At 54.5% G+C, this 14,559-nt stretch carries 11 protein-coding genes and 3 pseudogenes; 8 read left to right on the top strand and 6 right to left on the bottom strand.

What is annotated here, in order from left to right; all coding sequences use genetic code 11:
- Positions 1-18: 18 nt before the first annotated feature.
- Both hisC and JCM15764_RS10315 read left to right on the top strand, forming a co-directional pair.
- Positions 19-1,059, top strand: a pseudogene (hisC, locus tag JCM15764_RS10320) (histidinol-phosphate transaminase).
- A gap of 57 nt (positions 1,060-1,116) precedes the next feature.
- Positions 1,117-2,268, top strand: coding sequence for a ribonuclease D (locus tag JCM15764_RS10315; protein ID WP_054695375.1), 1,152 nt, complete (start codon positions 1,117-1,119; stop codon positions 2,266-2,268).
- 15 nt (positions 2,269-2,283) lie between these two features.
- Here JCM15764_RS10315 and JCM15764_RS10310 read toward each other — a convergent pair whose 3' ends face one another.
- The 3 genes from JCM15764_RS10310 to prmA all read right to left on the bottom strand — a co-directional run bounded on the left by JCM15764_RS10310 (position 2,284) and on the right by prmA (position 4,611).
- Positions 2,284-2,862, bottom strand: coding sequence for a hypothetical protein (locus JCM15764_RS10310; protein WP_054695338.1), 579 nt, complete (start codon positions 2,860-2,862; stop codon positions 2,284-2,286).
- Positions 2,863-2,926: 64 nt separating this feature from the next.
- Positions 2,927-3,667, bottom strand: a complete 741-nt coding sequence (locus JCM15764_RS10305; protein ID WP_054695335.1) for a 16S rRNA (uracil(1498)-N(3))-methyltransferase — start codon at positions 3,665-3,667, stop codon at positions 2,927-2,929.
- Positions 3,667-4,611, bottom strand: coding sequence for a 50S ribosomal protein L11 methyltransferase (prmA, locus tag JCM15764_RS10300; protein ID WP_054695332.1), 945 nt, complete (start codon positions 4,609-4,611; stop codon positions 3,667-3,669). The genes JCM15764_RS10305 and prmA overlap by 1 nt, the downstream gene beginning before the upstream one ends.
- Positions 4,612-4,769: 158 nt before the next feature.
- Here prmA and JCM15764_RS10295 point away from each other — a divergent pair, with 158 nt between their 5' ends.
- The 6 genes and pseudogenes from JCM15764_RS10295 to JCM15764_RS10275 all read left to right on the top strand — a co-directional run bounded on the left by JCM15764_RS10295 (position 4,770) and on the right by JCM15764_RS10275 (position 10,484).
- Positions 4,770-5,930: a M20 family metallopeptidase gene (locus tag JCM15764_RS10295; RefSeq protein WP_054695329.1), complete on the top strand. Its 1,161-nt coding sequence runs from the start codon at positions 4,770-4,772 to the stop codon at positions 5,928-5,930.
- A 95-nt stretch (positions 5,931-6,025) separates the two neighbouring features.
- A complete protein-coding gene (locus JCM15764_RS10290; protein ID WP_054695326.1) occupies positions 6,026-6,835 on the top strand; it encodes a pyruvate, water dikinase regulatory protein in 810 nt (269 codons plus the stop codon).
- Positions 6,836-6,896: 61 nt separating this feature from the next.
- Positions 6,897-7,571 (top strand): response regulator transcription factor, encoded by a 675-nt coding sequence (locus JCM15764_RS10285; protein ID WP_012645507.1) that lies wholly within the window; start codon positions 6,897-6,899, stop codon positions 7,569-7,571.
- A 4-nt stretch (positions 7,572-7,575) separates the two neighbouring features.
- Positions 7,576-8,685 carry a histidine kinase dimerization/phospho-acceptor domain-containing protein gene (locus JCM15764_RS10280; protein ID WP_243688725.1) on the top strand — a complete coding sequence of 370 codons (1,110 nt, stop codon included), beginning with the start codon at positions 7,576-7,578 and terminating at the stop codon, positions 8,683-8,685.
- Positions 8,657-8,998 carry a sensor histidine kinase gene (locus JCM15764_RS22870; RefSeq protein ID WP_243688724.1) on the top strand — a complete coding sequence of 114 codons (342 nt, stop codon included), beginning with the start codon at positions 8,657-8,659 and terminating at the stop codon, positions 8,996-8,998. Before JCM15764_RS10280 ends, JCM15764_RS22870 begins: the two co-directional genes overlap by 29 nt.
- Before the next feature lie 88 nt (positions 8,999-9,086).
- Positions 9,087-10,484: pseudogene (locus JCM15764_RS10275) on the top strand (DegQ family serine endoprotease).
- A 302-nt stretch (positions 10,485-10,786) separates the two neighbouring features.
- Here the strand turns inward: JCM15764_RS10275 and recQ are convergent.
- The 3 genes and pseudogenes from recQ to JCM15764_RS10260 all read right to left on the bottom strand — a co-directional run bounded on the left by recQ (position 10,787) and on the right by JCM15764_RS10260 (position 14,506).
- The gene (gene recQ, locus JCM15764_RS10270) at positions 10,787-12,604 is read right to left on the bottom strand and encodes a DNA helicase RecQ (protein ID WP_054695323.1); all 1,818 of its coding nucleotides are present in this window, start codon (positions 12,602-12,604) and stop codon (positions 10,787-10,789) included.
- Between the two features lie 7 nt (positions 12,605-12,611).
- Entirely contained in the window at positions 12,612-13,268 is a 657-nt protein-coding gene (locus tag JCM15764_RS10265) for a lysophospholipid acyltransferase family protein (protein ID WP_054695320.1), read from the bottom strand.
- A gap of 2 nt (positions 13,269-13,270) precedes the next feature.
- Positions 13,271-14,506: pseudogene (locus tag JCM15764_RS10260) on the bottom strand (spinster family MFS transporter).
- Positions 14,507-14,559 lie beyond the last annotated feature (53 nt).

Here is a 14,559-nt window from a genome sequence, read left to right as displayed (position 1 = left end):
AGGAAGACTGGAGTTCACATGATCAAGCTGCGTAAGAATATTGCCCGCATGGCCGGCTATGTTCCCGGCTACCAGCCCGAGGACCCGGCAACCTACATCAAGCTCAACACCAACGAGAATTCCTACCCGCCATCGCCGAAGGTGATTGAGGCAATCATTGCGAGGTGGGTGAAGGATTGAAGCGCTACCCCGATGCTGCCAGCCGTGCGGCACGTGAAGCGGCTGCGGAGCTTTACGGCTTCCCACCCGAATGGGTCATCATGGCCAACGGTTCCGACGAAGTGCTCAACAACCTGATCCGAGCCTTTGCCGACGATGGAGATGAGATCGCCTTTGTCTACCCGTCCTATTCCTACTACGCAACACTGGCAGAGGTTCAGGCGCCCGGGTGAAGACCTTCGGCCTGACCGAGGACTGGAAGCTGAAGGATTTTCCCAAGATATACGATGGCCGTATCTTTTTTCTTACCAATCCCAATGCGCCGTTAGGCTTCACCTTCAGTCAGACCTACATCGAAGAACTGGCCGGACGTGTTTCGGGAACGCTGGTCATCGATGAGACTTATGCCGATTTTGCCGAAGTTACTTCCCTGGAACTGGTACGCAAATATGATAATGTGGTCGTAACGCGCACCTTTTCCAAGAGTTACTCCCTGGCCGGCATGCGCTTGGGGCTGGCGGTGGCAAGGCCGGAGGTAATCTCGGCCCTGGACAAGATCAGGGATCACTACAACCTGGACCGGCTCGCCCAAGCTGCGGCGGTGGCTGCCTTGCACGACCAGGAGTATCTCCGCGAAACGGTGGTCAAGATTCAGGAGACCCGGCAGTGGTTCTGCGATCAGCTGGGCAAGCTGGGGTACACCGTTATCCCGTCCCATGGCAATTACGTTTTTGCCACTCCCCCTGATCGGAACGGCGAACGGGTCTACCAGGGACTTTTCGACAGGAAAATCCTGGTGCGACATTTTCCGACCCGAACCTGGCTCACGGGCTGCGTATTTCCATCGGCACCCAGGCGGAAATGGAAAAAACAATTGCGGCACTGGTGGAGATCGGCTGATAAAACAACACTTTCAAACTCAGCAGCATTTTTTAGATGCAGAAACGGCGGACTTTCTTGCAAAAGCAATCAGATAGCACCAATTCTCCTGCAAAAGGCATTATCGAAACCCAGAAGGACTTGAACCTGCTGGTGGAACAACTCAGCAGAGAAAATATCCTGGCTTTCGACCTGGAAGCAGATTCGCTCCATCACTACACGGAAAAGGTATGCCTGATCCAGGTATCAAATCTTTCCCAGACTGCTCTCATCGATCCATTAGCCCCGGTTGATCTGTCACCACTGGCCCCGGTGCTCGCCGACCGTGGCATACGCAAGGTCTTTCACGGCGCCGACTACGACATGCGTTCCCTTTATCGCGACTTCGGATTGGAGGTGTGCAACATGTTCGACACCATGATCGCCTGCCAGTTCCTGGGAGAGAAAGAGGTCGGTCTGGCTGCTGCATTGAAGAAGAGATTCGGCGTGGAGCTGAACAAGAAGTATCAGAAGGCGGACTGGAGCAAGCGCCCCTTTTCGGCGGAAATGATCGAATATGCGAAAATGGACACGGCACTTCTCATCAGGCTTTATCTGCAACTTGAAGAAGAGTTGCGCGCCAAGGGGCGCTTGGAATGGGTCGAGGAAGAGTCAGAGCTGGTTTCCTGCGTTAGAGCGGCTTCAAGGGGTCATGAACCGCTCTTTATCCGCTTTAAGGGGGCGGCAAAGCTTAAACCGCGCGCCTTGGCGGTGCTGGAGGAACTACTGCGGATGCGGGACGAAAAGGCACGGAAAAAGGACGTCCCCCCTTTTCGCATCCTCGGCAACGAGCCATTACGGGAACTGGCCGAACTGCAGCCGCGGACCCTGGCGGATCTGAATGGCATACCGGGACTGACGCAAAAACTGATCGAAACATTCGGAAGGGAAATTCTCAAGGTGGTGGCAAAGGGAGCGGCAATCCCGGTGGCCAGACTGCCGCATTTTCCTTCAACAGCGCGCATGATAAGGGATCGCGACCAGGAAGCGCGCCTGAAACGGCTGAAGGAGTGGCGAGAAGCAAAAGCAGTGGAGCTGGGACTTGGTGTGGGCATCATCGCCAACAACAGCCTGCTGGAAGCTCTCGCTGATACAGCTCCCAGCAGCCCGGAGGCGTTGGCGGAAATACCATTTATAAAATGTTGGCAAAGGAAGGAATTTGCCGCAGAACTGCTGGATATTATCCAGTAGAGGTAGCGCTGATAACTATTTCTTCTCGTTCTCGTCACTGCTGAAAAGAAAATCGAAATCGCCATCCAGCCCGTCCTGTGCCGGCTTACCCTGTTGGGGAATGGTGTCGGCCTTTTTCTCCTGTTTGTCCTCACTGAAGAAGTCTGCCATTTCGAATTCACCGGCTGAGGTTTCAAATCCGGCGGCAGGGCCATTGGCTGGAGCCTTGTTCTGATCAGCCCCATCGGCAACCGTTGCTCTTTCCAGTGTAGCGCTCGTTTCAAGCAGATCATCAAGGCTTGCCTCATTGCCTGTGGCAGTTTCACCGAATAAAAAATCTGCCGACCCTGCCTTGTCCCCTGCAGGCGCCGGAGTAATTTCAGCAACCGGCTCATCCCAGCTGAAGGTCTCATCGTCATGCTGTCCTACAGCCTGGTCCGGCTGCAAGCCAGAAGAAGTAATCCCTGCTGCAGACACCCCGTCCCCTCTTTCCAGCACAGGCATGAGCACTGAGCGAATGCCGTTACTTTCCTTGAAAAGAACCAGATCATTACTGCACTTTTTGCACTGATCCAGGAATTCGAAGCTGTTGTAGCCGCATTTGGGACACTTCATTACTTTATACTCCTCTAATAAGCCCCGAAAAGGGACTGGATTCTCAATCTCACGTCTTCTTCATTCAGCCAAGATCGCCCCAATGGTACTGGAGGATTGAAAGGATTACCAGGCTGGCGGTCTCTGTTCTGACGATACGCCTGCCCATGGAAATGGGGATGAATCCGGCAGAGGATGCTGCTGCAGCTTCCTCAGGGGAAAATCCTCCTTCTGGGCCGATGAGTACGCCGATATCATCCGGGGCGGGCAGTCCCGACAGTGTCTCCCGGAGAAGGTTTGCCTTCTCTTCCTCCCAGAGCAGCAGCTTAACAGAATGTTGGGCAAGCTGCAATACCTGCGAAAGATCATCAGCCAAGGAAACCCGGGGCACCGTCGTCCGCCGGGATTGCCTGGCTGCCTCGGCAGCTATCTTTTGCCAGCGGTCGACACGCCCGGCACTCCGTTGTGGGCTGATCCTGGCAATGGAACGGCTGGCGGCAAAGGGGACTATCCCTGCGGCACCAAGCTCTGTGCACTTTTGCAGGATGTATTCCAGTTTATCCCCTTTGGGCAGTCCCTGGTAAATGGTAATTCGAGGCCCGCCATCATCCACCATCACTGCTTCCCGCCTGACAACCCTTACACGCAGGCTGGTTGCATCAATGGATTCAATGACTCCTTCGTACTCCCCTCCCTCTCCATCGGCCAGCATTACCGCTGTCCCTTGCTTCAAACGCAGTACTTTTGCCATGTGCCTGTAAAGATATCCGGTAATGACGGCTTCAGCGTCGTCAATATCCCTTTTATCAACAATGAACCTGCGCATTAACGCGGCTCCAGGCAAAGTGAAATGCAGCTCCATTCCCCTTCACGACGGATTTCGATCACTTTCAGGCCATAGGGCGAAAAGCCATCGAGGACAAAGTTTTCCTTTTCGCTGAGAATGCCGGAAAGAACGAGAAATCCTGCCGGCGCTAATTTGACCGCCAGTTCCGCAGCAAGGCGCACCAGTTCTTCAGCCAGAATGTTGGCCAATACCAGATCAAAGTTACCGGTCAGTTCCTGAAGGGGCGTAGTAGATAATTCAACAACATCGGAACACTCATTGAGCGCCACATTTTCCCCGGCGACGACGACCGCATCGGCATCAATATCAATGGCAATTATGCGCTCCGCCCCCAGCTTGGCCGCGCCAATACTCAAAACTCCTGAACCGGTACCCACATCGAGGACAGTGACGGGAGCTGCAGGCGCCGCTCCCTTGAACGCCCCCTCTGCCAGGAAGATTTGCTCCAGCGCCTCCAGGCACATCTTTGTCGTCGGATGACCACCGGTGCCGAATGCCATACCAGGATCGAGCTTCAGGATCAGGTCGCCGGGGCTTGCGGAATATTCCTCCCAGGTGGGTTTAATCACCAGCCGGGAGCCGATCCGCACCGGCTTGAAATACCTTTTCCAGTTGTTTGCCCAATCTTCGGCATCAATTGCGTTGACCGCCGGATTTTTAAACACAAAACCGGCAAAATCGGGACCATTGGCCGACAAAAAGGCCCCGACAGCATCCAGGTGCGCCTCCAGAGCATTGTCGGCAGCAAAGTAAGCCTTCACTGTCTTCAACGGCGAATCTTCTATTGTGTCCAGGGAAAACGTATCGAGGGAGAGGTTCTCTATACTGACGCCGTTCCCGGAAAGTTCCACCAGGAAGTCGGCAAGGAGGTCGACCATTGCGGCAGGCACCTCGCATGAAATTTCTGTCCAGACCATGTTCACTGTCTTTACTCCTTTAACTTTACTCTGGCGCCATATACCGCAACCAGTTACAACAGAAAAGCTAACCTAGCAGAATATCAGAACCAATAGCAATAAAAACCTTGACAAACAAAGAGGCAAAGGTGTAGCTTTCATTAGAATAAACTTGGAGTTCCTCCATGACCGCCGTCAAAAAATCTATAGTTGATGCTGTCGATGACCGTCGCCAAGAACTGACGGCAATCGCCGATCAGCTCTACCATGATCCGGAAACCGGCCTCAGGGAATTCAGAACTTCGGCTCTGCTCATTGAAAAACTGGCAGAAAGCGGCTTCAAGATCGAAACTGGCATTGCCGGGCTGGAAACAGCCTTCCGTGCCACCTGGGGAACCAGTGGCCCCTCCATTGCTATTCTGGCCGAGATGGACGCCCTCCCTGCCATGGGACATGCCTGCGGTCACAACATAATTGCCTCAGCCGCCATCGGCGCGGCCCTTGCCCTTCGCCAATCCCTGCCGGAGAAATTGGCCCGAATTGTTGTACTCGGAACGCCCGCCGAAGAACTGGGCATCGGCAAATTTGAACTGGTTAAGCATGGAGCATTCGACCACATCGACTTCGCCATGATGGTCCACCCATCCTCCAGGCGCCAGGTCATCAAAATGTTTCTGGGGCTCGCCAGAATCCGCTTCACCTTCTTCGGCCGCTCTGCCCATGCAGCTGCTTATCCCGAAGAAGGGATAAATGCCCTTGATGCTGTAATCCTGACTTTCAATGGCATCAATGCACTGCGCCAGCAACTGCGTCAGGACGTAAGGGTTCACGGCATCATCACCGAGGGGGGAACCGCCCCCAATATAATTCCTGAAAGGGCTGCCTGTTATTTTTATGTGAGGGCCGACGATGGCGAAGAATTAAGCCGTTGTCTGGAGCGAGTCAAGGGGTGTGCCCATGGAGCTGCAAAAGCCACAGGCTGCAGGTTGGAAATCGATGCCGATGAGCGGGTCCTGGCACCAATGAAAATTAACCGGGCTTTCTCGGCTCTTTACTCCTCCCAGTTGGCCTACCTGGGCCTTGAGGAAGCCGAATCCCCTCCAGACAGGAACAAGGGATCCTCGGATATCGGCAATGTATCCCAGGTGGTACCGACTATCCATCCCCACGTGCCCATCGGCAACGGCTTGCATATCCACAGTGATGAGTTTGCCAGGGCAACCATTTCCGAAAAGGGAAAGGAAGCAGTCGTCGAAGGGGCTAAAGCACTGGCGATAACAGCTGCTGAGCTGGCATTCTCACCCGAGACGCAAGAAAAGATTAAAAATGAATTTAGGTCCCTTTAATTATTTTTTTGATTATCGTTAAAATCATGGTATATATCTAATGAATTTCAAAGCCGTACCGATATATAATAAAAAAGGCTCGGCGGAACAATCACATGCAGAGAATTTATCTCTTTTCCGATGCAACAGGGGAAACCGTAGAACGGGTCGTTAGAGCGGCGCTGACCCAGTTCAGGAACGTGGACGTAAAACTCCACCGCATGAGCCGGCTGCGCACCCGTGAAGATATCAGCAACTCTCTTGATGAAGCGGCCAAGCAACCGGGGGTCATCTTCTATACCCTGGTGGATAACGAACTTGCACAGTACCTCTACAATGAGGCAAACCTCCGACAGCTGGAAGCAATCGACCTGATCACGCCGCTTTTGTATAGGCTGGCAAGCCTGCTGGGCATCCAGCCCCAGAAGGAACCGGGGCTGCTCTACCAGCTAAACAGCGAATATTACAAGAGGATGGAAGCGGTGGATTTTACCGTCAAACAGGACGACGGCCAGGAGCCGAGGAACCTTCACAAGGCAGACATTGTACTCGTGGGAGTTTCAAGGACATCCAAGACCCCGCTTTCCATGTATCTTGCCCATAAGGGTTACAAGGTGGCGAATGTCCCGCTGGTAATGGGAATAGAGCCTCCGTCTGAACTTTATCAGGTCGACAACAGCCGCGTAGTCGGGCTGATGATCGATGCACAAAGGCTTGTCGATATACGTACCGCCCGGTTGCGCAATATGAGGCAAAATCCACGCGGCAGCTATGCAGATTACCAGAGGGTTGAAGAAGAACTGGATTTCTGCCGCAGGATTTACCGCAAGCATCCCCAGTGGCAGGTTATCGACGTGACAAATAAATCGGTAGAGGAGTCCGCCGCAGAGATCCTGAGAAGGTTTGAGACCGGTATCAAAGACTAGGCTTTTTTTGCAGAATTGCAGTGAACGCAGAAAAAAAATCAATCATAGAGAGGGAGCAATCATGAGAATTCTGGTAGTGGAAGATGAAAAAAAAGTACTTAGCTTCATCAAGCGGGGGCTGGAAGAGGAGCAGTATGAGGTTGTGACTGCAGGAGACGGCGAGGAAGGGCTGAAAATGGCCATGGAAAAGAACTTCGACCTGCTAATCCTTGACTGGATGCTCCCCAAGATGGATGGTCTCAGTGTACTCAAGGAGCTGAAAAGCCAGAAAAATACCACTCCGGTCCTCATGCTTACCGCCAAAGACTCGGTAGAAGACATCGTCGCCGGCCTCGATTCGGGATCGGACGATTATCTGACCAAGCCTTTTGCCTTTGCCGAACTCCTGGCCAGGGTTAGAGCACTGCTGCGCCGAAGCGAGCAGGACCGCGGTGCAGAGATTCGGTTCAGCGACCTGCGTCTTGACCCGGTGACCCACAAGGTCTGGCGCAAGGACAAGGAGATCGACCTGACAGCCAAGGAGTATGGTCTCCTTGAGTACTTCATGCGCAACCCCCACGAAGTGCTGACCCGGACCATGATTGCCGAGCATGTCTGGGATTACACCTTCGACAGCTTTACCAACATCATCGATGTTTATGTCAACTACCTGCGCAAAAAGATCGACAGAGATGCCGACAAGAAACTTATTCATACTGTAAGAGGCGTCGGATACATCCTTAAAGAGGAGGATTGATCAGTTGTTTTTTTTCAGATCAATCCGCTTCAGACTGACACTGTGGTATCTGGTAACATTAGCGTTAATCCTCCTCCTGTTCAGCACGTTCATTTATCTGACCATCAGTAAAAGGCTCTATGCAGAAGTTGACCGGGAGCTGCTGGCCATTGCGGAAGCAGTGGCCAGCCCCACCCTGGAACCGTTTCGCAGATCTGCACCGACGGTTCTCGATCAAATTCTGGAAGATTTCATCGGCCCAAGCGTTGCCGACAAATTCGTGCAGATCGCCGACGCTAGCGGAAAGGTTTTTTCCAGTTCCACCAATCTACAGAATATCTCCCTTCCCCTGGACAAGACCTCCCTCATTATTTCAGGCATAGGCAACAGCACTTACCATACCCACAGCAATTCGTTGCGCTACCCGATTCGCTCCATAACCATGCCGATAATGGAAAACGGGCGCATGGTTCAGGTTGTCCAGGTGGGGATGCTTCTCGACTACACCAGCGACATTCTGGAAAAGCTGCTTGTTATTTTTGCCGTTTCCATTCCCCTCGCCCTCATCATGCTCTGGTATGCAGGCTGGTTTCTGGCCGGTCGTGCCCTGAAGCCGGTAGAACTTATCACCACCAGCGCCCGCAAAATAAGCGCAGAAAATCTTGGGCACCGGCTGGAGATTATAAATCCCAGTGACGAAATTGGCCGGCTGGCAAAGACCTTCAACCTAACCCTCGACCGCCTGGAAAACGCCTTCAACCGCACCAGGCAGTTTTCCATGGATGTCTCACACGAATTACGCACCCCGCTGACCATCCTGCGAGGAGAAACGGAGGTGGGCCTTCGCTGGGGGGGAGATGCGGATGAGTTGAAGAAAATTCTCAGAAGCAACATGGAAGAAATCAACAGGATGTCCGATATCATCGGCGATCTCCTGGAACTGTCCCGTGCAGAAGAAGGGAAACTGGTCCTTGACCCGGTACCGGTGGAACTGCACGAACTGCTGCAGGATATCTGCACCAAAGCCGCCCCTGACGCAAGAGAAAAGCGGATCATCCTTGACCTGCCCAATGCCGCGTCTCTTCATGTACCGGGGACCGGCGCGGTTGCAGCAGATCTTTCTCAACCTCATTGACAACGCCATAAAGTACACCCCCTGCGATGGCAAGGTTTCCCTTGCCGTCGATTCCGAACCGGGTTGGGCAAAGGTCTCAGTCACCGACACGGGACCTGGCATTCCGGAAGCAGATCTTCCCCATATTTTCGAACAGTTCTACCGCGTCGACAAGGCAAGAAACCGCAATGACGGCGGCAGCGGACTTGGCCTATCCATGGTACGCGCCTTCAGCGAAGCCCATGGCGGCAGAGTAGAGATTTTTTCCCTCCCCGGCAGCGGCTGCACCTTCACCGTCTTCCTTCCCCTCTCCCATTCCGGAACAAACCTTTGACCACTTCCTAAAAAGACATCCCGAGGTTGACAACAGCCTTGGGGCTCACTATCTTTAGCAGGGTTTGAATATTCTTCAGGAGGAATCCATGTACTGTCGACCATCGAGACTATTCGCACTTTTCACCTGCTCCCTTGCCTTGTCGGTCATGCTCTGCGGTGTGGCCATTGCAAAACCGGTTCTCCCCGATTTTGTCGAACTGGCAAAAAAGCTGAAACCTACCGTCGTCAATATCAGTACCGCCAAAACAATAAAACCCCAGCGCCGCTTTCAGCGTCCATTCAACAGCCCTTTCGGCAATGACCCATTTCAGGATTTCTTCGACCGTTTCTTCGATGAATCGCAGCAGCATCCGTACAAGCAGAAAAGCCTCGGTTCAGGTTTCATCATCAGCGATGAAGCTATATCATTACCAACAACCATGTGGTTGCCGAAGCCGATGAAATCAAGGTCAAGCTCTCCGACGGGCGAGAGTTCAAGGGGGAAATCAAGGGAACCGATGAAAAACTCGATCTGGCGCTGCTGAAGATTTCTACCCAGGACCATCTGCCGGTTGCTGCCCTTGGTGACAGCGACAGGATCGAGATCGGCGAATGGGTAATGGCCATCGGCAACCCGTTCGGCCTGTCACAAACTGTAACCGCTGGAATTATCAGCGCCCAGGGGAGAGTCATCGGCAGCGGTCCCTATGACGACTTCATTCAGACCGATGCCTCCATCAACCAGGCAACTCCGGCGGCCCGTTGTTCAACGCCCAGGGAGAAGTGATCGGCATCAATACCGCCATTGTTGCCGGTGGACAGGGAATCGGCTTTGCTATCCCTGTAAATATGGCAAAGAACATCATCCCCATGCTCAAGGAAAAGGGAAAAGTGACCCGCGGCTGGATCGGTGTCTCCATTCAGCCATCACCCCTGAACTGGCGCAGTCTTTCGAGCTGAAGGGAGAGAAGGGGGCCCTTATCGCCGAGGTGGTAAAGGACGGCCCAGCTGAAAAAGCGGGCCTGAAGTCGGGAGACATCATCCTGGAATTCAACGGCCGGGCCATTCATGAAATGAATGAACTTCCCCGCATGGTCGCTGCCACTCCGGTTGAAAAGAAGGTCAATGTCAAGATACTGCGGGAAGGCAAGCCTGTGGATCTATCGATTAATGTGGAGCGGCTGAAAGACGGAGAAGATGGGGACCAGGCCGGAGTCAGCCAGGAAAAGCTTGGCATAACTGTCAGGGAACTCAGCAAGGATCTGGCCGCCAAACTTGGCATCAAGGAACAAAAGGGAGTCGTCATAACAGACGTCAAGCCTGAAAGCAGCGCGGAGCAGACCGGCATTGCCAAGGGTGACATCATCCGCGAAATAAACGGCAGCAAGATCAACAGCGTCGGCGACTACGAAAAGGCGGTTAACGGGCACAAGAAGGGGGCCATCATGCGCATGCTGCTGCGCAGAGGCGACATGTCCCTCTTTGTCGCCTTCCGTATCGATTAGCCAGGAGTCTGTCGGACTTAGGGATCGAAGCGAGAGAATGGAAAATCGAGGACGGATATTTGGAAATTTGAGAGCGAATAGTGGACCTATTTGTCGAAAATTTACGGAGATCCGGACCGATTTGCCATTTTCGCAGCCGATTCATTCTAAGTCCGACAGACTCCTAGCTATCAGTCATTGATATGAAAATAAAAAGCCCCCATTCCCGCCAGGAGAGGGGGCTTTTTGTTTCTTCCGCCGGGACAGGCGGCTGCTGTGGCGACGGAACGAACGGACGAAGTCACGGCAGCCGGTCCCTCCCCTTACGTTGATGCAGAAGCGTTGTTGGCTGTGTATTCGCGCAGCGCCGTAAGGAATTCCTCTCCGTACCGCCCCAGCTTGTGTATCCCCACGCCGCTCACTGAAAGCAGGCCCTCCGCATCCACCGGTCTCATTGCAGCCATTTCCGTGAGGGTGGCATCACTGAAGACGACGAATGGGGGTACCCCTGCCTCGTCGGCCAGACGCTTGCGCAAAGCGCGCAACGTCTGAAAGAGTGCATCATCGCAGGACACCTCGCCTTTGCTGCGCGGTGCCTTTTTTGCACTGGCCGTTTTGTGGCGCGGTCGAGCCAGAACCAGCCGCTCTTCGCCGCGCAACAGGACGCGTGCGGCTGGCGTCAGTTTCAATACGGAATAGGAAGCCAGATCCTGCTCCAGGTAACCCAGGTGTACCAGTTGGCGAATAATACTCCCCCACATGTCCACAGATATATCCTTGCCGATGCCGTAGGTCGACAGCCGGTCATGGCCCAGTGACTGGATGCGCTGGTTCCCGGCGCCGCGCAACACATCTATCACGTGACCCATGCCGAAACGCTGCCCAACGCGAAAAACGCAGGAGAGCGCCTTTTGCGCCTCCACCGTTGCGTCGTAGCGCTGTGGCGGGTCGATGCAGACATCGCAGTTGCCGCAATCGTGGTTTAATGCCGCCCCGAAATAACCGAGAAGAACCCTGCGCCGGCACGTCACTGCCTCGGCAAAACCGACCATGGCATTCAGCTTGTGCAGCTCGATTCTTTTCTGTTCAGCATTGGTGCCGTTTTCGATCAGACCACGGGCAACAGCGATGTCGCCGTAGCCGAAAAGGAGCAGCGCCTCTGCCGGAAGCCCGTCACGCCCGGCCCGGCCGGTCTCCTGATAGTAACTTTCGATATTTTTAGGCAGATCGTAATGGACAACGAAGCGGATATTGGACTTATCGATCCCCATGCCGAAGGCGACCGTTGCCACCACCACCTGCAGTTCGTCTCGCTGGAAAGCCTCCTGCACCCGCGACCGCTCACGTTCGGGAAGTCCGGCATGATAGGGAGCTGCGGCCACTCCGGCCTGGACAAGGCGCGCCGCCACCTCTTCAACCCGTTTCCTGCTCAGGGCATAGACGATACCCGGCTCTCCCGGTTGGCGGCTGGAGAGGAACGAGCGCAGCTGATCAAATGGTTTGTGCTTTTCCGTCACCAGATAGCGGATGTTCGGCCTGTCGAATCCCGCCACATAACAGGCCGCCTTCCCCAGGCCGAGTCGTTCGATGATGTCATTCCTCGTCTGGGGATCGGCAGTTGCAGTAAGGGCAATAAGGGGAACCTGCGGAAAAAGCTGGCGCAAGCGCCCCAACTGCACATATTCCGGGCGGAAGTCATGCCCCCATTGGGAAACACAGTGGGCTTCATCGATGGCAAAAAGGGCAACTTTTACATCCTCAAGCCGCTCCAGAAACGGCTCGGACATCAGCCGTTCCGGCGCCACGTAAAGCAGGTCGAGAGCATCATCATGCATCTGCGCCAGCACCTGCCTGGCCTTCGCCTCGGACAGAGAAGAGTTGTAGAAGGCCGCCTTCACACCATTGGCCTGCAGGGCATCCACCTGGTCCTTCATCAGGGAAATGAGCGGTGACACCACAATCGCCACTCCCGGCCTGTGCAGGGCAGGAATCTGGTAGCAGAGAGACTTGCCGCCGCCGGTGGGCATGATGACAAAGGCATCCTCGCCGCGGATCAGTCCCTCTACTATCTCCTGCTGCGGCTGACGAAAAGATTTGTAACCAAAAACCTTGAGCAGGGTTTGTTGCGGATTAGCTTCCATAACTGATTTATCCTTTTCTTTCACTAAGCCTCTTTCTTGCAAAATAGGCCCTTCTGCGCCGATGGGCAACCAATCTTCTTTCTATCCGGCCCATTACCCAGTCAATAAGGGCTCTCAGATATGCCTTGTCTTTTCTTTTCGACCGGTCCGGATGCACCGGTGCATGGACCTCTACCATGATTGTTCCAGGAGATGGTCCTTTTCGCCCCTTGGCAAACACTGCATGGGCACCCGAAATGGTAACCGGAATGATCGGCGCGCCGCTTGCCACTGCAAGGAGTGCAGCACCTGATTTTGCTTCGTTGGGAATGCCGGTCGCACTCAATCGCCCTTCCGGAAAAACCCCAATTACACCCCCCTGCCTGAGTATTGCCAGCGACCTGCCCAGGGCTTCCTTGTCATTGCCGTTCTGGGTCACGGCAATGGCCCCGCATTTCCTGACAAACCAGCCCAGCAGAGGATGGTGGTAAAAAGATTGATAGATCAGAAAATGTATTTGGCGGGTGGTGCAGAGAGCCAGCAGCATGGAATCGAAGTAGCTGCTATGGTTGGCGCACAGGATCAGCGGCCCGTTAAGCGGTATGTGGTGCATTCCCTTGATACGTAGCAGGTGAAAGGAGCGCAGGTAGAGGGAAAATACCAGTCGGAGCAGGCGATAAACCAAGCTCAGTCACCTGCCTTCTGCATATCGGCTTCGATATAGGGGGTGCAGAAAAAGCAGAAACCGGCTGCAACGACAATGGCCGTAGGCGCTATGAGCAGTGCCGAACGGATGCCCCACAGGTCGGAACAGAAACCGAGAATGGTAGGAGAAAAGGCATCTCCCAGGGCGTGGATGAAAAAGATATTGACGGCAAAGGCAGTAGCCCGCAGAGACGGCGCCGTCACGTTGACAAGAACGGTGTTGAGCGGGCCGGTATTGAAGAAAAGGAAAAACTCGGCAATAAAGATTGCCGCCAGGGAGGTGGTGAGGGATGGAGCCAGGATAGCCACAGCCGCCACCGGTGCGCCGATGACGAAGCCCCAGCCAGAGACCAACAGGTAGCCTTTGCTGCTCTTTTGCTGCAGCCGGTCCCCCAGCCAGCCCCCGGCCAGGGTGCCTGTTATTCCGGCCACCACGGTGATGGCGCCGAACAGGGTGTTACCCCGCTCCACATCCAGACCGTGCACCCGATTGAAGAAGGAGGGCATCCACTGGGAAAGCCCGCCAAGGGCGAAGGTCATGGCTGCCATGGCCATGGTGGCAATGACGAAAGAGCGGTTCCGCAGCAGGGCGACAAAGGCGTTCTCTCCTGTCCGACCAGTCTCCACCTTTGTTCGGCCATGCTCGCGCCGCGGGTCACGCAGAAAATAGACCGGCACAGCAAGGAGCAGCCCCGGCAAACCGACAAGCAGAAAGGCCGCGTGCCAGCAGGCGCTGGCCTATTACCCCTCCAAGCAGGTAACCCAGGCGCTGCCAACCGGAATGGCCAGATAGAAGTAGGAAAGCACCCGTCCCCGTTTTTCTTTGGGGAAAAAATCGGACAAAAGTCCGGGAGAGACCGTACCGAAACTGGCTTCGCCCACCCCGACCACGGTCCTGGCCGCAAGGAGCGTGCGATAGCCGGGAGCGAAACCGGCAAGGCCGGTTGCCAGGCTCCAGGTAATCAGACCGAAGGAGGCAAGATTGATCCTGTTGCCACGGTCGCCGATCCTGCCGAAAAAAGGAGCCGAAATCATGTAACAGATCATGAAGGAACTGCCGAGGAAACCCAACTCCGTGTCGGAGAGGTTCATGTCTGCTTTTATCAGGGGGAAGACGGCATAGAGCACCTGCCGGTCGATGTAATTGAGCAGGTTGACCGCCAGCAGAAGCGAGAGGGCGTAGCGGGAATAATTGCGGTTAAAGGCATGATCGTTCACGATGGGCACCAGCCTCAAGTTGAGTGAGAAGGAAACGTATCATGTTTACCATG

It is taken from the genome of Geotalea toluenoxydans JCM 15764 (genome assembly GCF_001311985.1).
GTDB classification, from domain to species: Bacteria; Desulfobacterota; Desulfuromonadia; order Geobacterales; family Geobacteraceae; genus Geotalea; species Geotalea toluenoxydans.
Note: the sequence above shows the minus strand (reverse complement) of the source record. Positions and strands in the feature narration are given on the sequence as shown.

Excerpts from the sequence above, each read along its gene's own strand:
- JCM15764_RS10310 (WP_054695338.1), bottom strand. The coding sequence starts at position 2,862 with ATGAAGTGTCCCAAATGCGGCTACAACAGCTTCGAATTCCTGGATCAG.
- JCM15764_RS10290 (WP_054695326.1), top strand. The coding sequence starts at position 6,026 with ATGCAGAGAATTTATCTCTTTTCCGATGCAACAGGGGAAACCGTAGAA.
- recQ (WP_054695323.1), bottom strand. The coding sequence starts at position 12,604 with ATGGAAGCTAATCCGCAACAAACCCTGCTCAAGGTTTTTGGTTACAAA.
- JCM15764_RS10295 (WP_054695329.1), top strand. The coding sequence starts at position 4,770 with ATGACCGCCGTCAAAAAATCTATAGTTGATGCTGTCGATGACCGTCGC.
- JCM15764_RS10285 (WP_012645507.1), top strand. The coding sequence starts at position 6,897 with ATGAGAATTCTGGTAGTGGAAGATGAAAAAAAAGTACTTAGCTTCATC.
- JCM15764_RS10305 (WP_054695335.1), bottom strand. The coding sequence starts at position 3,667 with ATGCGCAGGTTCATTGTTGATAAAAGGGATATTGACGACGCTGAAGCC.